The organism is Rahnella perminowiae (genome assembly GCF_019049755.1).
GTDB lineage: Bacteria > Pseudomonadota > Gammaproteobacteria > Enterobacterales > Enterobacteriaceae > Rahnella > Rahnella perminowiae.
The window spans coordinates 1-25289 of the sequence record NZ_JAFMOS010000595.1; the positions used below are offsets into that span (position 1 = coordinate 1).

The 25289-nt window shown below is 50.6% G+C and carries 24 protein-coding genes; 13 read left to right on the forward strand and 11 right to left on the reverse strand.

Translation table 11 applies throughout. The annotated features are described in order from the left end of the window. Positions 1-285 precede the first annotated feature (285 nt). Positions 286-1797, forward strand: a complete 1512-nt coding sequence (gene dtpA / locus J1785_RS18005; protein WP_129951676.1) for a dipeptide/tripeptide permease DtpA — start codon at positions 286-288, stop codon at positions 1795-1797. Positions 1798-1896: 99 nt separating this feature from the next. Here the strand turns inward: dtpA and J1785_RS18010 are convergent, their stop codons facing one another. Both J1785_RS18010 and J1785_RS18015 read right to left on the reverse strand, forming a co-directional pair. Beyond that, the gene (locus J1785_RS18010) at positions 1897-3792 is read right to left on the reverse strand and encodes a diguanylate cyclase domain-containing protein (RefSeq protein ID WP_129951677.1); all 1896 of its coding nucleotides are present in this window, start codon (positions 3790-3792) and stop codon (positions 1897-1899) included. Positions 3793-3956: 164 nt separating this feature from the next. Next, positions 3957-4988 (reverse strand): helix-turn-helix domain-containing protein, encoded by a 1032-nt coding sequence (locus J1785_RS18015; protein ID WP_129951678.1) that lies wholly within the window; start codon positions 4986-4988, stop codon positions 3957-3959. 304 nt (positions 4989-5292) lie between these two features. On the opposite strand from J1785_RS18015, the gene J1785_RS18020 reads away from it, so the two are divergent. The 4 genes from J1785_RS18020 to gstA all read left to right on the forward strand — a co-directional run bounded on the left by J1785_RS18020 (position 5293) and on the right by gstA (position 9568). Continuing rightward, the gene (locus tag J1785_RS18020; protein WP_129951679.1) at positions 5293-5562 is read left to right on the forward strand and encodes a hypothetical protein; all 270 of its coding nucleotides are present in this window, start codon (positions 5293-5295) and stop codon (positions 5560-5562) included. A gap of 567 nt (positions 5563-6129) precedes the next feature. Further along, a complete protein-coding gene (locus J1785_RS18025; protein WP_129951680.1) occupies positions 6130-7818 on the forward strand; it encodes a putative bifunctional diguanylate cyclase/phosphodiesterase in 1689 nt (562 codons plus the stop codon). A gap of 109 nt (positions 7819-7927) precedes the next feature. Then, a complete protein-coding gene (gene dapA, locus J1785_RS18030; protein WP_217158383.1) occupies positions 7928-8794 on the forward strand; it encodes a 4-hydroxy-tetrahydrodipicolinate synthase in 867 nt (288 codons plus the stop codon). 168 nt (positions 8795-8962) lie between these two features. After that, complete coding sequence (gene gstA / locus J1785_RS18035; protein ID WP_129951682.1) at positions 8963-9568, forward strand: glutathione transferase GstA; 606 nt, start codon at positions 8963-8965, stop codon at positions 9566-9568. 91 nt (positions 9569-9659) lie between these two features. Here gstA and pdxY read toward each other — a convergent pair whose 3' ends face one another. From pdxY to anmK, 5 genes are all read right to left on the reverse strand, one after another. Beyond that, positions 9660-10520: a pyridoxal kinase PdxY gene (gene pdxY / locus J1785_RS18040; protein ID WP_129951683.1), complete on the reverse strand. Its 861-nt coding sequence runs from the start codon at positions 10518-10520 to the stop codon at positions 9660-9662. 103 nt (positions 10521-10623) lie between these two features. Continuing rightward, complete coding sequence (gene tyrS, locus J1785_RS18045) at positions 10624-11898, reverse strand: tyrosine--tRNA ligase (protein ID WP_129951684.1); 1275 nt, start codon at positions 11896-11898, stop codon at positions 10624-10626. A gap of 162 nt (positions 11899-12060) precedes the next feature. Continuing rightward, on the reverse strand, positions 12061-12726 hold the full coding sequence (gene pdxH, locus J1785_RS18050) for a pyridoxamine 5'-phosphate oxidase (protein ID WP_129951685.1): 666 nt from the start codon (positions 12724-12726) through the stop codon (positions 12061-12063). A gap of 228 nt (positions 12727-12954) precedes the next feature. Then, positions 12955-13266, reverse strand: coding sequence for an MliC family protein (locus J1785_RS18055; RefSeq protein WP_129951686.1), 312 nt, complete (start codon positions 13264-13266; stop codon positions 12955-12957). Positions 13267-13350: 84 nt separating this feature from the next. Beyond that, positions 13351-14469 carry an anhydro-N-acetylmuramic acid kinase gene (gene anmK, locus J1785_RS18060; protein WP_129951687.1) on the reverse strand — a complete coding sequence of 373 codons (1119 nt, stop codon included), beginning with the start codon at positions 14467-14469 and terminating at the stop codon, positions 13351-13353. A gap of 396 nt (positions 14470-14865) precedes the next feature. On the opposite strand from anmK, the gene J1785_RS18065 reads away from it, so the two are divergent. Next, positions 14866-15336: an outer membrane lipoprotein gene (locus tag J1785_RS18065; protein WP_129951688.1), complete on the forward strand. Its 471-nt coding sequence runs from the start codon at positions 14866-14868 to the stop codon at positions 15334-15336. Positions 15337-15447: 111 nt separating this feature from the next. Here J1785_RS18065 and slyA read toward each other — a convergent pair whose 3' ends face one another. Continuing rightward, a complete protein-coding gene (gene slyA / locus J1785_RS18070; RefSeq protein ID WP_129951689.1) occupies positions 15448-15882 on the reverse strand; it encodes a transcriptional regulator SlyA in 435 nt (144 codons plus the stop codon). A gap of 194 nt (positions 15883-16076) precedes the next feature. Between slyA and J1785_RS18075 the strand changes: the two genes are divergently transcribed. The 3 genes from J1785_RS18075 to J1785_RS18085 are packed head-to-tail and all read left to right on the forward strand — an operon-like array spanning position 16077 to position 19212. After that, positions 16077-16301: a DUF1656 domain-containing protein gene (locus tag J1785_RS18075; protein WP_217220095.1), complete on the forward strand. Its 225-nt coding sequence runs from the start codon at positions 16077-16079 to the stop codon at positions 16299-16301. 1 nt (position 16302) lies between these two features. After that, positions 16303-17160 (forward strand): efflux RND transporter periplasmic adaptor subunit, encoded by an 858-nt coding sequence (locus tag J1785_RS18080; protein WP_129951690.1) that lies wholly within the window; start codon positions 16303-16305, stop codon positions 17158-17160. A 9-nt stretch (positions 17161-17169) separates the two neighbouring features. Continuing rightward, a complete protein-coding gene (locus J1785_RS18085; RefSeq protein WP_217220092.1) occupies positions 17170-19212 on the forward strand; it encodes an FUSC family protein in 2043 nt (680 codons plus the stop codon). A 5-nt stretch (positions 19213-19217) separates the two neighbouring features. Here J1785_RS18085 and J1785_RS18090 read toward each other — a convergent pair whose 3' ends face one another. Together J1785_RS18090 and J1785_RS18095 are read right to left on the reverse strand one after the other, a co-directional pair. Next, positions 19218-20114, reverse strand: a complete 897-nt coding sequence (locus J1785_RS18090) for an aldo/keto reductase (RefSeq protein ID WP_217220094.1) — start codon at positions 20112-20114, stop codon at positions 19218-19220. 129 nt (positions 20115-20243) lie between these two features. Next, complete coding sequence (locus J1785_RS18095) at positions 20244-20483, reverse strand: DUF1289 domain-containing protein (RefSeq protein WP_217137664.1); 240 nt, start codon at positions 20481-20483, stop codon at positions 20244-20246. Positions 20484-20896: 413 nt separating this feature from the next. Between J1785_RS18095 and nemA the strand changes: the two genes are divergently transcribed. From nemA to rnt, 3 genes are all read left to right on the forward strand, one after another. Further along, complete coding sequence (nemA, locus tag J1785_RS18100) at positions 20897-21988, forward strand: alkene reductase (RefSeq protein ID WP_217137665.1); 1092 nt, start codon at positions 20897-20899, stop codon at positions 21986-21988. A 163-nt stretch (positions 21989-22151) separates the two neighbouring features. Continuing rightward, a complete protein-coding gene (gloA, locus tag J1785_RS18105) occupies positions 22152-22559 on the forward strand; it encodes a lactoylglutathione lyase (protein ID WP_015697791.1) in 408 nt (135 codons plus the stop codon). A 92-nt stretch (positions 22560-22651) separates the two neighbouring features. Beyond that, entirely contained in the window at positions 22652-23365 is a 714-nt protein-coding gene (rnt, locus tag J1785_RS18110) for a ribonuclease T (protein WP_129951695.1), read from the forward strand. 92 nt (positions 23366-23457) lie between these two features. On the opposite strand, the gene J1785_RS18115 is transcribed toward rnt, so the two are convergent. Further along, a complete protein-coding gene (locus J1785_RS18115) occupies positions 23458-23799 on the reverse strand; it encodes a Grx4 family monothiol glutaredoxin (RefSeq protein WP_015697793.1) in 342 nt (113 codons plus the stop codon). Between the two features lie 462 nt (positions 23800-24261). Here J1785_RS18115 and J1785_RS18120 point away from each other — a divergent pair, with 462 nt between their 5' ends. Next, positions 24262-25158 (forward strand): C40 family peptidase, encoded by an 897-nt coding sequence (locus J1785_RS18120; RefSeq protein ID WP_217137666.1) that lies wholly within the window; start codon positions 24262-24264, stop codon positions 25156-25158. Positions 25159-25289 lie beyond the last annotated feature (131 nt).

The following is a 25289-nucleotide window of genomic DNA, read 5'->3' on the forward strand; positions in this document are numbered from 1 at the left end:
TCGTAAAACAATGACAATGTAAAAACAGAGACTATAATTCATACAACATATTCATATTGCCTATTTAGAAAACATAAACATTAATTCTGCATAACATTTCGAATACAGATTAATCACGCCGGATAAGTTAAATGTAACAGCATATGTCAAACTCCTTGCCACATTTACGAAGATAGTGAACATTACTTGCCGTCATCCCATCTTATAACAATGCAAAGGGTGCTTATTTCGCGCCACTTATGCGTTTCCGCCCTCTATGGCCGGAAGGAATAAACAGAGGTACGAGTGTCAACTGCAAACAAAACACCAAACAATGAAAGCGTGAGTCTTAACGCCTTCAAACAGCCAAAAGCGTTTTACCTGATCTTCTCCATCGAATTATGGGAACGTTTCGGTTACTACGGCCTGCAAGGGATCATGGCGGTTTACCTGGTCAAAATGCTTGGCCTGAGTGAAGCCGACTCCATCACCCTGTTCTCCTCATTCAGTGCGCTTGTGTATGGCTTTGTGGCTATCGGCGGCTGGCTGGGTGATAAAGTGCTGGGCTCAAAACGCGTGATCGTGCTTGGCGCGATTGTTCTGGCGTTAGGTTATTCATTCGTTGCCTATTCCGGGCACGAAATCTTCTGGGTCTATCTGGGTATGGCGACTATCGCCGTCGGCAGTGGCTTGTTTAAAGCAAATCCATCCTCATTGCTTTCTACCTGCTACGAAAAAGATGATCCGCGTCTTGATGGCGCATTCACCATGTATTACATGTCGGTGAACATTGGTTCATTCTTCTCCATGCTGGCAACACCGTGGCTGGCTGCAAAGTATGGCTGGAGCGTCGCGTTCTCCCTGAGCGTGGTGGGTATGTTGATCACTATTGTGAACTTCCTGTTCTGCCGCAAATGGGTCAAACGTCAGGGTTCGAAACCAGACTTCGCGCCGCTGCAGTTCAAGAAACTGTTGATGGTGCTGGCCGGGGTCGTGGCGCTGGTATTCCTGTCAAGCTGGTTACTGCATAACCAAACCATTGCACGTATGGTTCTGGGTGTGGTTTCCGTGGGTATCATTATTGTCTTTGCAAAAGAAACCTTCTCAATGCAAGGCATTGCTCGCCGGAAGATGATTGTGGCGTTCCTGCTGATGATGGAAGCGGTGGTGTTCTTTGTGCTGTACAGCCAGATGCCAACTTCGCTGAACTTCTTCGCTATCCACAACGTAGGTCACGACCTGCTGGGTATCAGCTTCCAGCCTGAGCAGTTCCAGGCGCTGAATCCATTCTGGATCATGGTGGCCAGCCCGGTTCTCGCAGCTATCTACACCAAGGTCGGCGACCGCATGCCAATGCCACACAAGTTTGCGATGGGTATGGTGTTATGTTCCGGTGCGTTCCTGGTGCTGCCGTGGGGTGCGAGCCTGGCGAATGAGCAAGGCATCGTGTCAGTAAACTGGCTGGTACTGAGCTACGCGCTGCAAAGTATTGGCGAGCTGATGATTTCCGGCCTGGGTCTGGCGATGGTGGCTCAGCTGGTTCCACAGCGTCTGATGGGTTTCATCATGGGTGCCTGGTTCCTGACCACCGCAGCCGCGGCGATTATCGCAGGATATGTTGCCAACCTGACAGCCGTGCCTTCTGACATTGATGACGCCCATGCCTCACTGGCCATTTACAGTCACGTCTTCCTGCAGATTGGTATTGCAACAGCTGTGATTGCTGTGCTGATGCTGGTGACTGCATCTAAACTGCACCGCATGACGCTGGATCGCGAAACTGACGAGAAGCAACCTGAACTGGCTTCTGCTCAGTAAACACAGAAGCCTCTGCCGATAGTTTATCAACGCCTCCTCCGGGAGGCGTTTTTGCAACATAATCATCCAAACCTAAGAAACGCCGATCTGTACAGACTTTTACCCTAAATAATATCGCCCTTTCCCACTTTGTTTTGCGCGGTACATCGCGGCATCGGCCCGCGCCATCAGCGTATCCGGCAGCAAAGGCTGGCGTGCGCGGCCTATCGCCACACCGATACTGGCAGACAATGCCACCGGGACGCCTGCGACATGCTCGATTGAGTGCAATGCATTCATCAGACTGACGCAAATGCGGCTGACATCATTTTCAGTATTGTTCAACTGACTCAGCAAAACGGTAAATTCATCTCCCGCCAGACGTGCCACAATATCTTGCGAACGCAGATTATCGCGTAAGGTATGACCGAAAAACTTCAGGATCAAATCACCAAATTCGTGCCCGTAGGTGTCGTTATAGACTTTAAAATTATCAATATCCAAAAAGAGCAATGCGATGTCGGTTTCTGCTTTTTCCTGATGTCCGGCGGTATAACTCAATGATTGCTGGAAGGCGCGCCGGTTCGGTAATCCGGTCAGCGGGTCGTGATTTGCTTCAAATTCCAGCTGAGCCTGCAGCGCTTTTATTTCGCTGATATCGGTTGAAAGGCCGTAATAACCATTACGGATATCGTCGCAAGGGATCAGCGTGGTATGCAAAACGCCGCCTTTGCCATGGCGGTAATAATCCGGCAATTCGATTTCGTAACTCACCGTCATGCCCTGCAACACCTGATGAATATAGGGTTTAATCTTGTCATAACTGTGCTCTCCCACGACCTCCCTGACCTGCTTCCCGCAGACCTGTGTCTCTTCGACGCCATACCAGTTGGCGTGGAAATGATTCACAAACGTGTATTGCTCATTCGCATCAACATGGCAAATCAGCGCGGGGATATTATCAGTGATGGCCCTGAGGCGTTTTTTGCTTTCCGTCAGCTCCTGTTCACGGGTCAGACGCCGCGCAATTTCCTGATGGAGCTGTTCCATTGTCACCTGTAACTCATGCGTGCGGTCAGCCACACGGCGTTCCAGATCCTCCTGCAGCGAATACAGCGCCTGTTCGATATGTTTACGCTCAGTAATGTCACTGATAACAACAATGTAGTGATGGGCTTCGCCGGTCACATTACGCACCAGTGAGGCCGTCAGCGTCACCCAGAGCGTACTGCCGTTCGCCCGCTGTAAAAGTTTTTCTACGCTGAAGCTGTTGATTTCACCGGAAAGCAGACGGGGAATCAGCACGTTTTCGGCATAAAGATCATCGCAATGGGTCACGTCCTGCAACAGACAATCACGCAACTGATGTTCGGCATATCCCAGCATATTACATACCTGCGGATTGATGCGCAGCCAGCGCCAGTCGAGTCCGACTAAGGAGAACCCGACGGCAGCGTGAGCAAATGTCTGTTCAAACAAAGCTTCACTTTTCGCCAGATTGTCTTCTACCCGCGCCGTATACTGCCGGTTTTCGAGGTGCAAAATATAACTTTGAACCAGCGCTGTCATATCCAGCAAAGTTTGCTGATCTTCCTCACACCATTCCCTGGGGCGGTCATCAACCAGACATAATGCCCCCAGCGCCACCCCTTCTTTCGAATGCAGGGCGCAACCGGCATAAAACACGATATGGGGATTACCGGTGACCAGCGGATTATCGTGGAAGCGCAAATCGAGCCGGGCATCCCTGACAATCAGCGGGCCGGATTCGAGAATGGTATGACCGCAAAATGAGATATCACGGTGAGACTGTTTAATGTCAACGCCGGTGTGTGAAAGGAACCACTGCCGGTCCGCGTCAATCAATGAAACTACAACAGCCTTAGCCTGAAACTGCCGGGCAGCCATCCGGGTAATACGGTCAATCTCCTCAATTCCGGGAGAATCCAGGATGCCCAGGGAAGCCAGTATGGCAAGACGAGCCGGTTCATCAACTGCCGGTTGAGGGAATAACATAATGCACTCTCAAAGATTATTGATGACTATTCCACCGAGTCTACGCGTTTGGCTGGAAAAACGGCTCTGATTCCGCCCTGCGGAGGAAAAAATCAGAATAGTGACAGATCACTAAACACGTAAATATTTAACACTTTCTGAGCAATTATTGGCAAATCAGATCATTAAAGCGAAGCCACCCAATTCACATGGGTGGCATCTATCTGCCCGAGTTGTTCAGCATCACGGCGGAATTTCTCCCGCATTTCGGAAGGCGTTGCGCCATAGAATTCATGGAAATAGCGACGTAAGGCGCTAAGTTCCAGGCCACACTGTCTCGCAATAGCAGCCAGACTTTGATCAGACATAGAAGAGGTACGCAGGAGTCGCTTCGCCAGCAATAACCGACGGCTGCGAATAAACTGCGCGATACCACCAAGCGGTTCAAACAGGCGATATAACCCGGAGCGCGAAATAGCAAAATTTTTGCACAGAATATCAATACTGATCGGTTTGCCGAGATGCTTTTCGATATACAGACAAATGCGCTCAAGACGTGCACTTTGCTCAAACGGATGTTCCACCTTTTTCCCCGCCACCAGGTGCAGGGTTTGCAGGAATACCGACGCCGCGCCCTCGCCGGTGCTCAGCACTTCCTGTTCAGTCATCTGATCAAAAACCTGCACCATCGTCGCAAAATGGTTGCGCAGAATAATGTTCACCGGAGAGGCGGCAGGAATGCGCTTCCCGTGTAACGAGGCGATATCAACATTAAAATGCAGGCTGTGCTTGGGCATAATAATGTATTGATATGAACCGAGACGCGGTTTCTGCTCGCCCGGATATACATGGATTTTAATCGGCTGGGACATATCCTGGATCAGAATATCCCCCTGATTCAGCATGAACCGCTCGCCAAAGCACTGACACGCCATCCCGCCGACGATCACAATGAAAATGACGATATGATCAGGCATTGAGAACAGATTGCCGTACTGACGGTTGATATCATGCTCACTGACAGTCAGCACACCGCCAATCACCCGACCGAAATTGTAGCCGGTGACTCCCCAGTCAAACTCTTCCCGGTGGCGATCGGGCAGTTCAAGTTTGAAACCTGCGCTGGACATTCCGTCTTCCCATTCGTAAAAACGGGTATCGAAATCCTGATAAATGTTCGCACTATCAACGATCTTTCGTGATGATGAATCGCCCATTTTCTCACCGAAAATTAAGATAATTCCGAAACGATAATCCACTACAGGCTGTGAAATCAATCCTCAGCAGCAATTGGTAATACTTTTACACCAAAAAAAATCTATTTTTGAGTGGGTGCTGGCGTTCTAAAAGTGTGCAAAAACAGCCAGTAAACCGTGCTATTTGACGAATCAGACTGACATGTTGTTCGCGATAATAATTCCGGGATCAGTTAATATTACGCAGCAGAAATCCGTTTTCTGTTTGCTATTCTTAATTAATTGTCAGTCACATTATTGGCTCAACTCAGACCGGGGGCGTGCGATGGTAAAAAGAAAAGTCCTGGATGAGGGACGCCAGCTAAAAAGAATGAATGCAGAAACCCGCAGGCAGTCGCACATGCATAAATGGTTCGCGATTGTGGCGGCTCTCGACTGTGTGCTGGTCATTTTTTATGATCAGGATATGCGTAACATTGTTTTCTCAGCGGGCGTCTGTGTGGTGTGTACTTTCCTCTGGCTGAAAGGTCGTAAACAATCCCGCAGTTACCGACGCGAATGGGATGAAAAATTTGGGACTAAAAAGCATCTCTGATACTTCATTCCAGGCTGTTTTTATTTCTCCGTTTCACCGTTTATAAAGTCGTTCCTCAATAGGATAAAAGTGCCTCTGTCCGGTCCCTATGCTTGTTCAGAATAACCGCCTGCATACCTGTAATATTCTTTCATTGCTTATTTCTGACACACTTGCTCAGCGAATTTTTGCGGGATCTTAACTGACGACATTTTCGCCCGCTTCTATCAGCGTTGGTTAGCCCTGAATTCGCAGCATAATATGCTGGTAACGCTCAGTATCAGTATGGCATCCGGTGATACCTGAACAGGATGCGAGCCCGCACTTATTCATTCAGGCAGATCATGCTTTGTAACTGCTAAAATTCGTCGCTAAAAAACGCATTGAACTAAGTTGATCGTTATTCACCCGAATAATATATCGAATACCTTACTTAGTGCGTGATAACCAATTGAATTTTAAAATTTAAAAACAACGGTAATATTCTCATCCAATTGTGAGTAATAATTGGAAAATACAATCTTATGAGTTTACTGGTTAACATACAGTGCCACATCACACTCATTTTCTGCCCGGGGTATTTAACTCATGCTTACAGATATTGCGATATGCCAGGCAGTTCTTGATGCGCTTCCCGAAGCAACAGTCCTTAAAGATAATGAGCGTAAACTGGTATTCCTTAATCAGAAAGCCAGCGAATTTTATGGGCGTTCACGGGAAGAATTGATTGGTCAGGAGGTTTCTTTTTTTACGGATCCTGAACAAGCGGCACGGCAGCGTGAACGCGATATCGAAGTTCTGGAAACCGGCGAAAAAACGGTCAACGAAGAAACGCTGGTTGACCCATCAGGTAACCGCCGCAATGTGCTGGTGCGTAAATCGCGCGTTACGCTGGAGGCACGGCATTTCATTCTGACCTCCATTATGGATATTTCGCTTTTGCGCAACTCAGAAGCGCAGATCCGCTACCTTGCCCGTCATGACGTATTGACCGGCCTGCCCAACCGGACGGCGCTCAGTGAGGAGCTTAGCCAGATTGCCGCCCAGCGCATGTATCGCCCTGAACCTCACGCCCTCTTCCTGCTTAATCTCAACGACTTCAATTACATCAACGACACATATGGCTATCAGGCAGGTGACGCCATTCTCTGTGAATTCGGCCAGCGTCTGCGTAATGAAGTCGGCAACAGCGGAACGGTTTCGCGCATTGGTGGTGATGAATTCTCGATTATTCTGCGCAATAGTCCGACCAGTGAAATGGCCAATAATCTGGCGCTGGAAATACTGGTGATGATGCGCCAGCCGTTTACGCTGACGCGGGCCAATCCGATGATGACAATTTCATTCGGCATTGTGATGTTTGGCGCAGAGAATATTACCGCCGGCGAGATCATGCGCCGCGGCAATACGGCGCTGCTGGAAGCCAAGCAGCGCGGCAAAAATATGTTTTCGTTTTATTCTGAATTACTTGATGCCAGCAGCGTCAGTAAACGCATTATGGTGAAAGCGCTGGCGGAGTCGCTGGCCAGAGAAGGCGATCTGACCTGCGTTTATCAGCCTATTTTGCGCAGCCGTGATGAGAAGGTCGTTTGCGTTGAGGCGCTGGCACGCTGGAACCACGGCGTGCTCGGACAGGTCTCGCCGGTACAGTTTATCGCTCTGGCCGAAGAAACCGGGCTGGTAATTCAGCTCGGTGAAATCGTTTTGCGTCAGGCATGTCGCGATATCAGAAATTTTGAGCGGCTTAATCTGGCGATCAATGTTTCAGCCGTTCAGCTCGGTGAACAGGATTTCGGGCCGCGTATTCTGGCGGTTTTGGCTGAGGAAGATTTCCCGCCTTCTCGACTCGAACTTGAACTGACCGAAACGTCCGTCATGAATGCCAACGAGACCAGCCTCAGCCATCTCGCTAAATTACGTAAGGTTGGGGTTAAGGTTTCGCTGGATGATTTCGGTACGGGTTATTCCAGCCTCAGTTTGCTGAAAGATATTTCGGTAGACAGCGTGAAAATTGACCGTTCATTTGTGCAATATGTCACAGAAGTGAATGATACCGCCGCGATCGTTTCTGCCGTATCCCAGCTTGGTAATAAAATGCATCTCAACGTCATTGCCGAAGGCGTCGAAAACCAGTTGCAGAAATCCTTTTTAGTATCAGCAGGTTGCTCACATCTCCAGGGCTATCTGTTCTCCCGCCCCGTGCCAGTTGATGTGTTAAAAACTTTACTGAGCGATGAAATGAACATGTTATCCCGTATCTGGCTCAACGATTTATAAGCACCATAGATAACTCAAAACACCTTATTAATTCATTCAATTGGCGCTCGTCCCTGTTTTACTGACATGATCCGAGGCTGATAAATCACGCCGTTTAAGGAATCACATCATGTCATCGTTTTCAGGTATCTGGGTCCCGCTGGTCACGCCTTTTCATCAGGGTGAGATTGATTTTACTGCGCTGAAATCATTGTGCACCCGGCTGCTCAAACGGGGCGTTGACGGCGTCGTGGTGTGTGGTACAACCGGTGAGGCCCCTATGCTCACCAAAGAAGAACAACTGCAGGTTCTGGATGCGGTGCTGGAGGTGGTGCCAGCCCGTCAGGTGATCATGGGACTATCAGGCACGCATATGCCCGTTATCCGTGAAATGCAGGAGGCGATTTTACGCCGTCCGGTTGCCGGTTTACTGATCCCCGCGCCCTATTATATTCGTCCCTCTCAGGCCGCGCTGGTCGCCTGGTTTACGGAAATTGCAGATCACGCCACAGTGCCGGTGGTGCTTTACAATATTCCTTATCGTACCGGCGTACAGATGGAGCTGGACACATTCCGCCAGCTGGCCAAACATCCCCGTATTACAGCCGTCAAAGATTGCGGCGGGAGCATAGATCTGACGCTTTCGCTGATTGCTGACGGAGAACTTGACGTGCTGTGTGGCGAAGACGTACAGATATTTTCCACCCTGAGCCTGGGCGGTAAAGGGGCGATTGCCGCGTCGTCACATATCTTCCCGGAAGAGTTTGTTCAGCTGATAAAGCAGTTCAAAGAGCAGGATATGGCTGCAGCGCGTAAAACCTTCTTTAGCTTACTGCCGATGATCCGGCTGATGTTTTCTGCTCCCAATCCGGCGGCCATCAAATACGCGTTATCACTGGACGGGTTAATGGATAACGAACTGCGTTCTCCTATGCTGCCTGCACCGGAAAATGTTGAACGGGCGGTGCGGGACTTTCTGAATCAGCACTCGCGCTGAGAACTGACGGTTGAGTTCATCAGAAGATGAATCACCGGACGCACTGTCACAATTAAAACGCTGACTTTTGCTCCCGCCGGTTCTAGGATAGAAGCAGTTTTTATATAGCCCTGTTGCGTCCCTATGAAACTGCGGGGTGAGATGTGTTGCCCATTCAATGGAGTGTTTATGAAACTGTATTATAAATCCGGTGCGTGTTCCCTTTCCCCCCATATCGTCTTGCGTGAAGCGGGTCTGGACTTCAGCATTGAGAAAGTGGACCTGGCAACCCGGAAAACCGAAACCGGTGATGATTTTCTGGCAGTGAATCCAAAGGGGCAGGTCCCCACTCTGTTGCTCAATGATGGCAGTATTCTGACCGAAGGTGTGGCTATCGTGCAGTATCTGGCAGACCAGAAACCAGACCGCCAGCTGATGCCGGAAGCCGGCACACTGGCCCGTTATCACGCGCTGGAATGGCTGAACTACATTGCAACTGAGCTGCATAAAGGTTTCTCGCCATTGTTTAATCCCAAAACGCCGGAAGAGTTCAAGACATTAACCCGCGAAGCACTGAGCAAAAAATTTGCTTACGTGAATGCCTGCCTGAAAGACAATCATTTCCTGCTGGGTGCGCGTTTCAGCGTGGCAGATGCTTACCTGTTTACCGTGATGGGCTGGGCCAAAGCGCTGAAATTTGATCTGAGCGCACTGACTGAACTGAATGCTTATCTCGAACGCGTTGCCGCACGTCCGGCTGTTGATGCCGCGCTGTCGGCTGAAGGCCTGAAATAATCGCTTTCGCGATGTGATCACAAAAAACGCCCCGGCTGCAACAGCACGGGGCGTTTTTGTGTATTCAGGAAAAGAGGTGTTCAGGCAGTGCTTACAGTTTTACCGCCGGGAAGTGATGCTCAGGTTTAACCATTTTGTCCTGCGCCGCCACGATTTGCAGCTCGTATTCACCCATTGCATGCGTGGCCAGCATGACTTCATAAACAGCAGCGGTCACATGCTCCAGCGCTTTATCTGGTGCTTCACCTTTGAGCAGATTCACCAGCAATAAACCACTGGTCAGATCGCCCACGCCAACCGGCTGACGGACACCGAAATCAACCAGCGGACGGTCGATATGCCAGGCTTCATCTGCAGTCACCAACAGCATTTCAAATCGGTCACTGTGATAGCCTGCACGACTCAGGTGTTTCACCAGCACAATTTTCGGGCCCTTGCTGATCAGCTCCCGCGCGGTGGCGACGGCTTCGTCAACGCTTGCCACCGCGTGGCCGCTCAGTAGTTCAAGTTCCAGCAGATTTGGGGCGATTATGTCGCAGTTAACCAGCGCCTGGTTGCAGTGGAACTCAGCAACGCCCGGCGCCACAATACAGCCTTTTTCAGGATGTCCCATCACCGGATCGCAAAAATACCAGGCGTCCGGATTCGCAGCCTTCACCCGACGGACAATCTCAAGAATGCTTTGTCCTTGCTCCGGTGAACCGATATAGCCGCTCAGTACCGCATCACAATCCTTCAGACGGTCAATTTCTGCAATCCCCTGCGCGATTTCGGTCAGATGGGCGGCCGGCATCACGCAGCCGGTCCAGTGTCCGTACTGCGTATGATTAGAAAACTGCACTGTATTCAGCGGCCAAACGTTTGCGCCCATACGGCGCATAGGGAACTCCGCCGCGCTGTTACCTGCGTGTCCGAAAACCGTATGTGACTGGATAGAAAGAATGCTTTTCATGAAGAACTTCCGATTGTAACGTCATCGGGGAGATGGCGGGATTACTGATATCAGTGAACGAAAGCGGGAGGCCTCACAGCCCCCCGTTCTACCGACCGGAGGCTTATGCCCAGAGCAACAGTGTGTAGTTCTTTTTACCGCGACGCAGCAAAGTATAGCGACCAAACAGGCGGTCACTGTCAGCGAAGCTGTATTCTGTATCCGTCTGCTTTTCGCCGTTTACAGAAACCGCGTTAGACGAAATCAGGGTACGTGCCTGGCCTTTCGACGGTGCCATACCGGCGATGACCAGCGCCTGTTGCAGATCCGTATCGCGTGGCACTTCAAACAGCTCCAGACCATCCTGCGCCAGCTGGCCGAAGTCGACCTCTGTCATTTCGCTCAGGGAGCCGGAGAACAGGCTTTGCGTGATGCGTTTTGCAGCCGCCAGACCTTCTGCACCGTGGACCATACCGGTCACTTCTTCGGCCAGAACGTACTGCGCGCGTGGCGCTTTGCCGCTGGTTTTGTCTTCTTCTTCCAGCGCATTGATGTCTTCAATGCTCATGAAGGTGAAGAACTTCAGGAAGCGGTAAACGTCGGCATCTGCGGTGTTGATCCAGAACTGGTAGAATTTGTACGGGCTGGTTTTCTTCGGATCCAGCCAGACTGCGCCGCCCTCGGTCTTACCGAATTTGGTGCCATCAGATTTAGTGATCAGCGGAACGGTCAGGCCGAACACTTGTTTCTGGTGCAGACGACGGGTCAGATCGATACCTGACGTGATGTTGCCCCACTGGTCTGAACCGCCGATTTGCAGCTCAACTTTGTGCAGATCGTAAAGGGATGCAAAATCGTAACCCTGCAACAGGTTGTACGAGAATTCGGTGAAGGAGATACCGCTGTCATCGCGGTTCAGACGCTGTTTCACCGCTTCTTTGTTGATCATCTGGTTAACAGAGAAGTGTTTGCCGATGTCACGCAGGAAAGTCAGCACGTTCATGCCGCCGAACCAGTCGTAGTTATTGGCAGTGATAGCGCTGTTATCGCCACAGCTGAAATCCAGGAACGGCGAAACCTGCTGACGGATTTTTTCCACCCACTCGTTCACGGTTTCATTGGTGTTCAGCTTACGCTCGGTGGCTTTGAAGCTCGGGTCGCCAATCAGACCGGTGGCGCCACCCACCAGCGCCACAGGCTTGTGGCCGTTCAGCTGGAAGCGTTTCAGGCAAAGCAAAGGCACCAGATGTCCCAAATGCAAGCTGTCTGCGGTAGGATCGAAACCGCAATAGAGTGCAATTGGCCCTTGCGCCAGTCGCTCTGCTAACGCTTCTTCATCCGTCACCTGGGCAATGAGGCCCCGCTCTTGCAATTGTTTAATCAGGTTGCTGCTCGCCATCAAAGACTCCGTTTGTTTGTACTCAGAAATAGGTACTGAATGTGTGCAGATTCATGTCTGACATCATGCCGCGCATGTGCCCTTTCTCTCACCTTTACGGGAAACGACATAGAATAAAGCGCTCGTCGCCCGAGCGCTAGGGAATCGCGTGTTTTTTCGTGGTTAAGGTGCGAGGCGGTCTATTTTCCAGCCAGTTTCTGTCTCAGCTTCATCACGCTGATAAATGAACCGGTCGTGCAGACGATGTTCACCGCCCTGCCAGAACTCCATCGAATCCACTTTGACGCGAAAACCACCCCAGAAACTTGGCAGTGGCACTTCCCCATTGCTGAATTTCTGTTTCAGTTCGAGGAACTTGCTTTCGAGTACACCGCGCGCCGAAATACGACTGGACTGCTGCGATACCCACGCGCCGATCTGGCTATCTTTCGGCCGGCTGGTGAAATACTTCATCACTTCCAGCGTCGACAGACGTTCGGCCTGACCGAGCACAATGACCTGACGGTCCAGCATGTGCCACGGGAATAACAGGCTGATGCGCGAGTTATTCGCCAGTTGCTGCGCCTTACGGCTGCCCAGATTGGTGTAAAATACCAATCCTTTTTCGTCGTAGTGCTTGAGCAGCACAATGCGCTGGAAAGGTTGTCCGCGCTCATCAACCGTCGCTACCACCATCGCCGTCGGGTCAGCGAGACGGGCATCGCAGGCCTGTTTCAGCCAGTGTTCAAATAAAGGCAGGGGTTCAGGGGTTAAATCAGCACGACGCAGCCCGCCACGGGTGTATTCGCGGCGCGAGTCCGCAATATCAAACTCTTTGTTATCAGGCATATGGATTCAGTTGCGTATCTTAGGAAGGTAAACGCATTGTGCACCCGCCGCGTCAGGATCTCAATGTTCCTGATGCAGCGAAGAGAAAGGAAGGCTATCAAAAATGACGCTGCCCACGATAATGCAGCAAGGCGGCAAAGTGGGGATCCCCGGGAGCACAGATAACTATGTGACCGGGGTGAGCAAATGCGGCTAACGCATCTGCAGTCTGAAATATAACGGATAGGTTTATTTTTGAACGCAATCGTCGATGATGACGTTCTCACCGCGCTGCACAAAAGCCTGATCGCCTTTAGACCAGAATGTGTAACGGCCATCGCTATATTGCGTGCCGGAAGCGGCGTCAATCTGTTTCAGTTTCAGCTGTTCACCATCGAGAACCATATTGACTTGCTTAGCCGGTTTATCCAGCGTAACCGTTAACGGTAAGGTGCCGCACTGGTAGTGTAATTCTTCAGTGGGACTTTCGGTCTGGTGGCTGAACTGGCTGCATCCTGCCAGGGTCAGTCCTGCTAACGTCGCGATAATTGCCTTTTTCATTCGGTGCTCCCGGGTGCTCTTGATTTATCCCTTTTATTTACCATGCCAGCGCACGCAACACATTGAGATAAAACCGAGAACGCATCAGGGACGGGTTGAAACAACCGGATAAATCGCACCAAGCAGGGTTTCACGACTTGCGCCAGTGACCGATGGCAGATTCCCCGGCTGACCCGATAACGTACGGAATGCCAGCCAGGCAAAGGCCAGCGCTTCCATGTCATCACCGCTGATACCACAGGCATCAGTGGTGCAAACTTCCGTGCCCGGCAACATGGCGGAGAGCCGCGCCATCAGTAACGGGTTACGCGCCCCGCCGCCGCACACCATCAGCCGGTCACATCCACCGGCCAGTTGCACCTGCTCGGCGATACTTACCGCAGTCAGTTCGGCCAGCGTCGCCTGCACATCCGCCGGGGAGATTTCACAAGCACGCGCCAGTTGTTTTTCCAGCCATCCCATATTGAAGTATTCACGACCGGTACTTTTCGGTGCCGGTTCGGCAAAGTAAGGATCAGACAGCATCTGCTGAAGCAAACGTAAGTTCACCCGCCCCTGATGTGCCCATTCAGCCCCTTTATCATAGGGCTGGGCGAGATGGCGCCAGATCCACGCGTCCATCAGCATATTGCCGGGGCCGGTGTCATAACCCCGCACCGGCTGGCCCGGCAGTAACATTGAAAGGTTGGCGATGCCACCGATATTGAGGATCATACGGCGCTCGGCCGGGTCGGCCAGCAATGCCTGATGGAAAGCAGGCACCAGAGGCGCGCCCTGCCCGCCCCATGCCATATCCCTGCGACGAAAATCGCCCACGGTAGTAATGCCGGTCATGGCTGCAATACGGTTATTATCCCCCAGCTGCATGGAAAAGGTCGCCTCCCCTTTTGGCTGATGCCAGACCGTTTGCCCATGGCAACCAATGGCAGTCACTTCTTCCGGCGAGACTTTGGCGCTTTTCAGCAGACCTAAAACCGCTTCACCGAACAAAATTCCCAACTGGGTATCCAGCGTCCCGACCTGCTCAAGCGTGACCTGTTGCCCCTGACACATGCCAAGGATGGCGTTTTTCAACGTAAGAGGAATAGGATGTGAATAGCTGGCCTGCTGCGCGACCATGTGCTCATCTATGGCGGCCAGCACCACGTCAACACCGTCCAGACTGGTGCCGGACATCACACCGATATAACGACCTGACTTCATAGATAACATCCTTAACTCTCCGGGAAAATTGTCAGACAAAGTAATCACCACAGAGTAATCGGTATTTGAAGGGCAGCGCCATGTGTAACTGAATTTTTATTACAGCGTGTGATGACTTCGTGTTTTTCTTGTTACGTTTTTTATCACTGAAAATATCTGTGTACTAAAAGCCACCAATAACAACATGACATGCCGGTATTTTGATTGAGCCATTCGCTGTCTAAAACGTAAACCTGCGTTTATTATTAGTTGAACAGGCCTTCTGTATACTAGGTGAAAGTGAAACAAATATGTTATATGACACCTTCGACACTGATGTTGAACTTGTGTACTGTTTTTTCTCTGTTGGTGCCGCTACTCTGAAACGTGTGCAGCAGCATAATAAAGGAGCTATTTATGATTAAGCGTTTACTCGTCATCGGACTTGCCGGCGTTTCCCTTGCTGGCTGCGTCAGTGATAACTCTCTGTCCGGCGATGTTTACTCCGCATCCCAGGCGAAGCAAATTCAACAAGTGACCTACGGTACCATCGTGTCCACCCGTGCAGTGCAAATCCAGGGAGGAGATGATTCAAATATCGTTGGTGCGCTCGGAGGGGCTGTATTAGGCGGGTTCCTGGGCAATACCGTCGGTGGTGGTACCGGCCGTAGTCTGGCAACTGCGGCAGGAGCAGTCGCCGGTGGTGTAGCAGGTCAGGGGGTGCAAAGTTCGCTTAACCGTTCTAACGGTGTAGAACTGCAAATTCGTCGTGATGACGGTACAACCATTCAGGTGGTTCAGAAAGCCGGTCCAACCAAATTCAGCGTCGGCCAGCGTGTGAGCATGGCCAGTAGCGGCAGCACCATTACGGTGTCCCCTGGCGCCTGATTTTTACAGCCTCAATGCAAAAACCGAAGCCACTGGTTTCGGTTTTTTTATGGGTAATTCTTTTCAGTCCGATCAAAAACAACGCTGTGTGACGTAATAAAAAATCGATTTTTATGATTTGCTTTGCAGGGAAGCAATATTTTTTTCCAGCCGTGACAACATTCCGCCCAGCAGTTCGATTTCGGAAGAAGACATGCCGGATAAAATTTCTTTACGTGTGGAATCAATAACGGATTCCATTTCATTGATGATCGGCGCGGCTTCTTCAGTCAGCCTGATACGCTTGGCACGGCGATCACTCGCACAAGTCTGACGGGTAATCAGCTTCTTTTCTTCCAGCTGATCGAGTGTACGGACCAGAGACGGTTGCTCAATTCCAATGGCTTTCGCCAGCTGAATCTGAGACTGCTCCGGAGGTAACATATTGATATTATGAAGTGTTACCCAATGTGTTTGCGTGAGTTCCAACGGTTTTAGCCGATCGTCAATCAACGCACGCCAGGCACGAACTAATCGTGCGAGATCTGATCCCAGATTCGATTCCAATTATCCCCTCCTTATAATTAGCATGCTAAGATAACTCCCCAGAGTTTAGCTTAGTTTTAGGAACATTAATCGAGAAATTACAATTCTATATATAATGATAGGTACTATTGCATCCGGAAGCAGCGTCTTTGCTTCCAAAGGTAAGCTTGTTTATAACACAATCACCGGCAGAGATTAATATTGTGAATGCGCAAATGTTTCACTCAGGCTTCCCGCTACCGGATCTGGTCCTGGGTGCCTCACTTTATTTCCCCCCGATGTTCAAAGCATTTTTACTGGGGTTAGTGTTCTGGCTTTTGATACATCGCCTGCTGCGTGACTGGGTTTATTCCGGTGAAGTCTGGCATCCCACTCTGATGGATTTATCTCTTTTTGTGATCTCTATTTGTGCCGCCCTGATGCTGATGGTGACCCTCTGAAATGAAATTTAAGACACTGAAATACTTCTCTACCGTACTGGTTTTCGCGGTCGCCATTTGCGCAGGCTGGTGGATGTGGAATTATTATATGCAATCGCCCTGGACGCGTGACGGCAAAGTCCGTGCAGAGATTGTCAATATCACGCCGGAAGTGTCCGGGCGCATTATTGAAATAAATATCCATGATAACCAGTTTGTTAAAAGTGGAGATCCGCTGTTCAGTCTGGATCCTGTGCCTTTTAAAATCGCGGTAGATAATGCCGAAGCTGCGGTAGCTAAAGCCGCGGCCGACCTGGCCAAAGCCAGTCACGAAGCCCGGCGTCGCAGAGGGCTTGGCACCAATGTTATTTCCGCCGAATCGCTTGATGAATCCAATATCAACGCCAAAGCCATGCAGGCGGCTTATCAGGCGGCGCAGGCGTCATTAGAACAGGCCAAATGGAACCTGAGTAAAACCACTCTTGTTGCACCGGCCGACGGTTATATCACCAATCTGCAAACCCGCCGCGGAGACTATGCCACGTCCGGAACGCCTCTGGTCGGGCTGGTGGATATTCATTCTTTCTACATTCTGGGATATTTCGAAGAAACAAAACTCAAAAATATTCGCGAAGGCAACGTGGCGGATATCACGTTATTTAACGGTAATATTCCTTTGCAGGGGCGGGTCGAAAGTATTGGACGGGCTATTTATGACCAGAGTCTCGATACCCCTGAAGATTTGCTGATGAATGTGAAACCGAACGTGCCATGGGTACGTCTGGCACAGCGTGTGCCCGTTCGGATTAAACTTGAAAATGTGCCGGAACATGAAGTGCTGGTTGCCGGTACGACCTGTACCATTTCGATTCGCAATTAAGGCTGCGCAGTGAATCTTTCCTGGCTGGAATGGAAAAATACCCCGTGGGGAAAAGCCACATGGGGACAATGGCGCTACGCCCTGCGTAACTCCATCGCAATGATACTTGCGCTTTATATCGCTTTTGAATTTCAGATGGACGAGCCTTACTGGGCCCTGACCTCGGCGGCGGTGGTGAGTTTCCCAACCGTGGGTGGCGTTATCAGTAAAAGTATCGGGCGAATCATTGGCAGCCTGCTGGGCGCGGCGGGCGCGGTGTTTATTGCCGGACATTGTCTGAATGAACCCTGGCTCTTCACGTTTTCCATTGCCGCATGGCTGGGGATTTGTACGTATGTCTCCAATCATTATCAGAACAATGTCTCATATGCTTTTGCGCTGGCGGGTTACACGGCAGCCATCATCGCGTTCTCCACCGTAGACGTCACCGATACGACACAAATTTTTGATATCGCACAGGCGCGTGTCGGTGAAGTTATCACCGGTATTTTGTGCGGTGGTTTTATGATGATGGTGCTGCCCAGCACCTCCGACGGCGACGCCCTGCTCACCTCGCTGCGCAAAATGCATACTCAGTTGCTTGAGCATGCGCAATTGCTGTGGCGGACAGAAATTTCTGATCAGATCAGAACATCCCATGAAGGGGTGATCGGACAAATCCTGACCATGAATCTTTTACGTATTCAGGCATTCTGGAGCCATTACCGCCTGCGCCGCCAAAATAATGTGCTCAATTATCTGCTGCATCAGCAATTACGCATGACCAGCTACATTTCCAGCCTGCGCCGGATGCTGCTGAACTGGCCCCATCCTCCTGAAAACTTACAGGAGGTACTGGCCGTTTTGCTTAATGAACTGCGTAAACCGGATACGGATAAGTACCAGCTGTCCAGAATTTTGCTGCATATTCAGCCGCATGATACTGCTGACTTCCGCCATCAGGCTTTCTGGCTACGTTTACGCGATTTTTGCTGGCTGTATCTTCGCAGCGAACGTTGGTTACAGCGGGTGGAACATGCCAACGTGGCAGAAGCCGAAACACTACAGACACCGAAAATCAGCCGCCTTGCCCAACACACCGATACCCTCGAAGCTGCGTATAACGGGCTGCGGACGTTTTTGTGTATTGTGACCGGTTGCGCATTCTGGATGACGACACAATGGGATGCCGGTGCCGGTGCGGTGGCACTGACTGCCGTCAGTTGCGTACTTTATTCCTCTACGGCCTCGCCGATCAGCAGCGTCACGCTGTTAATAAAATCACTGGGATTATTGTTTGCTGGCTGTTTCCTGCTGAAGTTCGGGCTGATGGTACAAATCGACAATTTTTGGGTGTTCTGCGCCTTCTTCCTGCCGATGTTGGTGACGATGCAGATGATGAAACTTCAATACAAACAATATGCAGGTTTATGGGGGCAGATGATTGTATTTATGGGATCATTTTTAGCGGTTACGAACCCGCCGGAGTATGACTATCAGTCCTTTATGAATGACGGCGTGGCAAAAATTGCCGGTGTCATGCTGGCAGGGATTGCCTTCCAGGTGTTAAGGCCAAGCTCTGATAAGCGTAAAAGCCGCCGCATTATTCGCGCCCTGCGTCGTGATTTTATGGATCAGCTTAACCGCAGACCCTCGCTGAGCCATTTTCATTTCGAATCCCTGATTTATCACCGGATGAACCAGCTCAATCAAAGTAAAGATCACATCTCGCGAACCTGGTTATTACGCTGGGGTGTGGTGCTGCTCAATTGCAGCCACATTGTCTGGCAGTTGCGCGAATGGGAAACCCGTTCAGATCCCCTGTCTGCGGTACGGGACGTGTGTATTCATTGTCTGAAAGGGGTGATGACGGAGCGCGGCGTCAGCCATGAAAATCTTGACGCCACACTGGCTGAACTCATGCGGATGAGCAATTCACTGGCGCACCATCCGGAACCTGCGGCGCGTGAACTGGCGGGCGTGATCTGGCGTTTATACTGCTCGCTTTCACAATTACAACAGGCCATCTCAACAGAAGACGGCCCGGCGGTCAGTACCACAAACCCCGCGTAAAGGCGTTAAGGAACATCAAATCCTAATGCTGCTTTACGAATGCGGAACCATTGCTGACGGGTCATTTCCAGAGACAATGATTTCAGCGCTGACTGAACACGCTCAATTTTACCCGAGCCGATGATCGGCAGCGGCTGAGACGGCAGGCGCATGACCCAGGCGTAAACCACCTGTTCAATGGTGTCTGCACCCATTTCATTCGCAACAGCCTGAAGTTCCTCACGCAGCGGCTGGAATTGCGTCTCGCTAAACAAACGCCCGCCCCCCAGACAGGACCAGGCCATCGGTCTGATACGCAGCTGCTGGCAAAGATCCAACGTGCCGTCAAGGATGGCCGGCTGATGGATCGGGGAAATTTCTATCTGATTAGTCACCAGCGAAAAGGGCAGACGCGACTGCAACAGGCTGAACTGCGCCGGGGTGAAGTTAGACACACCGAAATGTTTTACTTTGCCGCTTTTGTGCAACTGCGTAAACGCTCCGGCGACTTCATCCGCATCCATCAGCGGATCCGGACGGTGGATCAGTAATAAATCCAGATAATCGGTACGCAGATTGCGCAATGATTTCTCCGCCTGCCCCACGATGTACCGCGTATCCGTAATGTAATGGCCAACTTTGTTGTCGGGGTCTGCCGTGGTGGCGATACCGCATTTACTGACCAGTTGCATTTGTTCCCGCAAAGAGGGTTTAAGGCGCAATGCCTCACCGAATGCCGCTTCGCACTGATAGCCGCCATAAATGTCTGCATGATCGGCCGTTGTAATGCCCATCTCAATATGCTGTTCCATGAACGCCAGAACCTGTTGCGGCGTCATGTTCCATTCCATCAGTCGCCAGTAACCACAAATCAGCGTGGAGAATACCGGCCCTTGCGGAGAAATCGGGGTACGTGCTTGCATTATAAATCCCTTATGTTTTTGATTTTCGACCCACAGAATACACAACGCCTGTGGCGCTGTATTGATGCGACGCGCAAGAATAATAAAGAAGCGGACCGCCGTCACGACAACGGTAAAAGACAGGTGAAATCAGAACAACTCTGGTTGCTCCGGTGAGGGTTCGTCCGGTTGTTTTCCTGTGCGTTGCTGGCGCAGCAGGCGTTGCTGACATAACCGCAGCACATGGCGTTTTTCTGCGTCAGTCATTTTCATCCAGCCGAAACGCTCCTCGCGGCTGCGCAGACAGCCACGGCAATATCCGCGTTCATCCGCCTGACAAATGCCACGGCATGGACTGGGGATGTCAAAAAATTCGAGTTGCTGAGCCACATGCCCTCCGCAAATAACGGTGAATATTTATTCAAGACGCTTTCCTGCTATCCCGCAAGTTGATTTGCGCCTCAATGTTTCATCCTTCAAATATCTGCAACACAGACCTGTTACCCTTCCTTTCGCCATTTTCACCTGTCGGAAAATGGCCCTACTGTTTCGCAAGCCTTCACCAAGAAAACAGATGTTTGCCCTCACCTCAGCCGGCACCCGCCGGCTCTTTTTCATTTTTTTCTGTCCGTTAAGTATGGATGCAAAGCTGAAATCAGACTGTGTTTCGCGAAAAAGCACCGTGCGCGTAGTCACAGGCAGGTCAGATGCGATAGAAAGGTGGCATTAAGAAAAGGTCGTCTGACGTGAATATAATCCCTGAACGTCTTACCGATCAGTCCATTAACTTCGGAGTTACTGAAATGACCAAGCTTTTCACCCCTATTGTTGTCGGTAAAAACACGCTACCTAACCGTGTTTTTATGGCTCCGCTTACCCGTCTGCGCAGCATCGAACCCGGTGACATCCCGACACCGCTCATGGGCGAATATTATGCACAGCGCCACAGTTCTGGCCTGATCATTACTGAAGCCACTCAGGTTTCATTCCAGGCGAAAGGGTATGCCGGTGCACCGGGCCTGCACACGCCGGAACAAGTTGCTGCATGGAAAAAAATCGTGGACGGCGTTCATCATAAAGACGGACGCATTGCGGTTCAGCTGTGGCATACCGGACGCATTTCACATAACAGCGTTCAGCCCGACAACCAGACACCCGTTGCGCCTTCCGCCGTCAATCCGAACACCCGCACCAGCTTGCGTGATGAACAGGGGCACGCCATCCGTGTCGATTGTCCGACACCGCGTGCCTTAGCGCTCAGCGAAATTCCGGGGATCGTGAACGATTTTCGTCATGCCGCCGCCTGCTCCGCTGAAGCCGGTTTCGATTACATTGAACTGCATGCCGCGCACGGCTATCTGCTGCACCAGTTCATGTCTCCGGCATCAAACCTGCGTGAAGATGAATACGGCGGCAGCATTGAAAACCGTACCCGTCTGACGCTGGAAGTCGTGGATGCCGCCATTGACGCTATCGGCGCTGATCGTGTGGGCATACGTATTTCACCTATGGGACCCTTCAACGGGCTGGATAATGGTGAAGACCAGGAACAGGCTGCGATTTATCTGCTCGATGAACTGAACAAACGCAAACTGGCGTACCTGCATATTTCCGAACCGGACTGGGCGGGCGGCAAACCTTACAGCACAGAATTCCGTGCAGTGATCCGTGCGCATTATCAGGGCGTGATTGTCGGTGCTGGTGCTTACACCGCAGAGAAAGGCGAAGAGCTGATCGAAAAAGGTTATATCGATGCCGTGGCATTTGGCCGCAGCTATATTGCAAACCCTGACCTGGTTGAGCGACTGAAATCTCACGCGCCGCTTAACGAACCCAAACCGGAAACCTTTTATGGCGGCGGTGCTCAGGGTTACACCGATTATCCGACACTGTAATAATTAAAAAAGAGTCATTGACTCCTTGCAGCAGAAGTGGCCCTCCTTCTGCTGTTTTTTTTGGGTCAGTCATTCAACAATCGGTTGCCCTTTTACAGACAAAGTGGCTGCTATCAGTTAGTCTTGACCCGTTAATTCTCATCCTGCAAATAAAGAGGAACCTATGCGTTTACTCCACACCATGCTTCGCGTTGGCGATCTGCAACGTGCTATCAGCTTCTATACCGATGTTTTAGGTATGCGTTTGCTGCGTACCAGCGAAAACACTGAATATAAATATTCTCTGGCTTTCGTCGGTTACACCGAAGAAAGTGAAGGTGCAGTGATCGAACTGACCTATAACTGGGGCGTCGACAGCTACGACATCGGCACCGCTTACGGTCATATCGCATTGGGCGTTGATAACGTTGCGCAAACATGTGATGACATCCGTAATGCGGGTGGGAAAGTGACCCGTGAAGCGGGCCCGGTCAAAGGCGGCTCCACTATTATCGCGTTTGTTGAAGATCCGGACGGTTACAAAATCGAACTGATCGAATCCAGACACGCAGGACAGGGGCTGGGTAATTAAATTTCCCCGACCACCGACTGGGGCGCAATCGCGCCCTTTTTTATTGCCTGATTTTTGCCACAACCCTGCAAGCGGCGGCAAAATTTGTCATAATGCGCGCTGAATTCGATGAAGATAAGAAACTAATGGCCGAGAATAGTGACATTAACGCCCTGAGAGGCCGTTTTCGTGGTTTTTATCCCGTGGTTATCGATGTAGAAACCGCCGGATTTAATGCCAGAACCGATGCGCTGCTGGAAATTGCAGCGATCACGCTGAAGATGGATCAGGACGGCTGGCTGCAAAGCGATGAGACAGTGCATTTCCACGTCGAGCCTTTTGAAGGTGCGATACTGGTGCCGGAAGCGCTGGCATTTAACGGTATCGATCCGACCAATCCGTTACGCGGCGCAGTCAGTGAATATGAAGCTCTGCATGAGATTTTCAAAGTCATCCGCAAAGGAATGAAAGAGCAGAACTGTAACCGTGCGATCATTGTGGCGCACAACGCGAATTTTGATCACAGTTTCCTCATGGCAGCGGCCGAACGTGCCGGGCTGAAACGTAATCCGTTCCACCCTTTTGCTACGTTTGATACTGCCGCGCTAAGCGGGCTGGTACTCGGGCAAACGGTGCTGGCAAAAGCCTGTATCAGCGCGGGTATCGATTTTGACAGCAGCCAGGCACATTCTGCGTTGTATGATACCGAGCGCACGGCCGAGTTGTTCTGCGAGCTGGTAAACCGATGGAAACGCCTTGGCGGCTGGCCTCTGGTGCTTTCAGACGAACAAGCCGAAGACGAAACGGCGTCTGAAGAAAATCAGTAATGACGACTTTCCGGCGGACTGAAAACAAAAAAGAGCGACATCATGTCGCTCTTCATATTTTCCGGTCGAAAAGCCGGTGATCTTCCGTAGTATTACTCTTCAGAAGATTTGTATTTCTCAGCAGTTTCTTTGATCAACTGCTGCAGCTCGCCGCGCTGGAACATCTCAACCACGATGTCGCAGCCGCCAACCAGTTCGCCGTCCACCCACAATTGTGGGAACGTTGGCCAGTTAGCAAACTTTGGCATCTCAGCACGGATGTCCGGGTTCTGCAGGATATCCACGTAAGCAAAACGTTCGCCACAGGCAGAAAGCGCCTGAACAGCCTGAGCAGAGAAACCGCAGCTTGGCAGTTTTGGCGAACCTTTCATGTACAGCAGAATCGGGTTTTCAGAAACTTGCTTCTGAATCTTTTCAATAGTTGGAGTAGTCATTTCTTGCTTCCTCAAGCCGGTACAGGCTGTCACGATCATTGCTCTTCACGCGCAGCACAAAGAGACGGTGTACAATCACAATACCTTCTATTGTAACGACGGCAGCCATCAGATAAAAACGCCATTTTTTGTGGGGTCTTTCTCAGTGCTGACAATTTATTTAACCATTTTTAGCGGGTGCGCTCAGGCTCACATATTTAAACATTCATCGGGAATAACATTTCCGGCGTTCATCAATCCGATCAAATTTGCAGAATTCCACTGATTAACTCAAATATTAACATCATGAAAAACGGTCATTTTTTTGACTAAAAATGGCGGTTATTTCGACATAAAAAAAGCTATTAACTTTTTCTCACAATATGATCTAGAATCGAGGCAATTCGTGCTTTTTTGTCGGGTTCTTTTAGGCAATACTCTGACATCCCTGATGTTTAACCTACCACTCATGGTAACGAAGCTATGCGCTTACTGTTCACGCTTTTTGTGCTGCTCTTTACCCAGCTGTTTTTAAATATGGCACATGCGTCGCCACAGACTCGTGTCTCTGCCGATCAGCGTAAAAGTCATGTTAATCAGGCTGCGCCGGAAGAACGACGAAAGCGAAAAACGGTTGCTGCGAAAAACAGTAAAAAAACGAAAACCGCGCCCGTCACAGAACAAAAAACTCAGGATAAGAATTCGAAGAAGAAAGTGAAAAGCACCGAACTGGTTAAACGAAAGACCACGACGGAGAGAAGCGCCAAAACGCGGGCCGAAATTAAAAAAGAAAAGACACTCAAGACCACGCGGGCCGAGAGCAAAACAGAGAGACATAGCAAAACCCGTGCCCTCGCGAAAAACAGCACGGAAAAGGCCGGTAAAAAAGAAGCCTATGGCCGGCACCGTAAAGGTAAGAAATTCGAAGAAGACAGCAAACCGATTACGCTAAGTGCAACACATAAAAAACGCTATCAGCATGCTCAGCAAACGGCCATGACCAAACTGATGCACCAGGTAGGAAAACCGTATCGCTGGGGCGGAACCTCGCCGAATACCGGTTTTGATTGCAGCGGCTTAGTTTATTATGCTTACAAAGATTTGATCCGTATAAAAATGCCACGTACAGCGAATGAAATGTATCACCTGCGCGATGCCGCTCCGGTCAAACGCGGCGAACTTGAAAGCGGTGATCTGGTGTTCTTCAGAATCAATAACCGCGGCGCGGCAGACCATGTTGGGGTTTACGTTGGCAACGGCAAGTTTATTCAGTCTCCAAGAACGGGCGAAGACATTAAAATTACTTCTCTTGGCGATGATTACTGGCAAGACCACTATGTAGGCGCACGTCGGGTAATGACCCCTAAAACGATCCGATAATAAACAATTCGTTAAGTCTGAAGGTTCGCTAATCAGCCATTGAATAGCATTTAACGAAGCGTTTCTGCAGGGAAGAACATCGGCGGTAACGGTCACTGCGTAACATTGAAAAGGGCGACGCCTGTGACTGC

Excerpts from the sequence above, each read along its gene's own strand:
- J1785_RS18080 (WP_129951690.1), top strand. The coding sequence starts at position 16,303 with ATGAAATTTAAGACACTGAAATACTTCTCTACCGTACTGGTTTTCGCG.
- J1785_RS18055 (WP_129951686.1), bottom strand. The coding sequence starts at position 13,266 with ATGAAAAAGGCAATTATCGCGACGTTAGCAGGACTGACCCTGGCAGGA.
- J1785_RS18065 (WP_129951688.1), top strand. The coding sequence starts at position 14,866 with ATGATTAAGCGTTTACTCGTCATCGGACTTGCCGGCGTTTCCCTTGCT.
- pdxH (WP_129951685.1), bottom strand. The coding sequence starts at position 12,726 with ATGCCTGATAACAAAGAGTTTGATATTGCGGACTCGCGCCGCGAATAC.
- anmK (WP_129951687.1), bottom strand. The coding sequence starts at position 14,469 with ATGAAGTCAGGTCGTTATATCGGTGTGATGTCCGGCACCAGTCTGGAC.
- gstA (WP_129951682.1), top strand. The coding sequence starts at position 8,963 with ATGAAACTGTATTATAAATCCGGTGCGTGTTCCCTTTCCCCCCATATC.
- J1785_RS18025 (WP_129951680.1), top strand. The coding sequence starts at position 6,130 with ATGCTTACAGATATTGCGATATGCCAGGCAGTTCTTGATGCGCTTCCC.
- J1785_RS18075 (WP_217220095.1), top strand. The coding sequence starts at position 16,077 with ATGTTTCACTCAGGCTTCCCGCTACCGGATCTGGTCCTGGGTGCCTCA.
- J1785_RS18020 (WP_129951679.1), top strand. The coding sequence starts at position 5,293 with ATGGTAAAAAGAAAAGTCCTGGATGAGGGACGCCAGCTAAAAAGAATG.
- gloA (WP_015697791.1), top strand. The coding sequence starts at position 22,152 with ATGCGTTTACTCCACACCATGCTTCGCGTTGGCGATCTGCAACGTGCT.
- J1785_RS18010 (WP_129951677.1), bottom strand. The coding sequence starts at position 3,792 with ATGTTATTCCCTCAACCGGCAGTTGATGAACCGGCTCGTCTTGCCATA.
- tyrS (WP_129951684.1), bottom strand. The coding sequence starts at position 11,898 with ATGGCGAGCAGCAACCTGATTAAACAATTGCAAGAGCGGGGCCTCATT.
- pdxY (WP_129951683.1), bottom strand. The coding sequence starts at position 10,520 with ATGAAAAGCATTCTTTCTATCCAGTCACATACGGTTTTCGGACACGCA.
- J1785_RS18015 (WP_129951678.1), bottom strand. The coding sequence starts at position 4,988 with ATGGGCGATTCATCATCACGAAAGATCGTTGATAGTGCGAACATTTAT.
- rnt (WP_129951695.1), top strand. The coding sequence starts at position 22,652 with ATGCGCGCTGAATTCGATGAAGATAAGAAACTAATGGCCGAGAATAGT.
- J1785_RS18090 (WP_217220094.1), bottom strand. The coding sequence starts at position 20,114 with ATGCAAGCACGTACCCCGATTTCTCCGCAAGGGCCGGTATTCTCCACG.
- J1785_RS18120 (WP_217137666.1), top strand. The coding sequence starts at position 24,262 with ATGCGCTTACTGTTCACGCTTTTTGTGCTGCTCTTTACCCAGCTGTTT.
- dapA (WP_217158383.1), top strand. The coding sequence starts at position 7,928 with ATGTCATCGTTTTCAGGTATCTGGGTCCCGCTGGTCACGCCTTTTCAT.
- J1785_RS18115 (WP_015697793.1), bottom strand. The coding sequence starts at position 23,799 with ATGACTACTCCAACTATTGAAAAGATTCAGAAGCAAGTTTCTGAAAAC.
- nemA (WP_217137665.1), top strand. The coding sequence starts at position 20,897 with ATGACCAAGCTTTTCACCCCTATTGTTGTCGGTAAAAACACGCTACCT.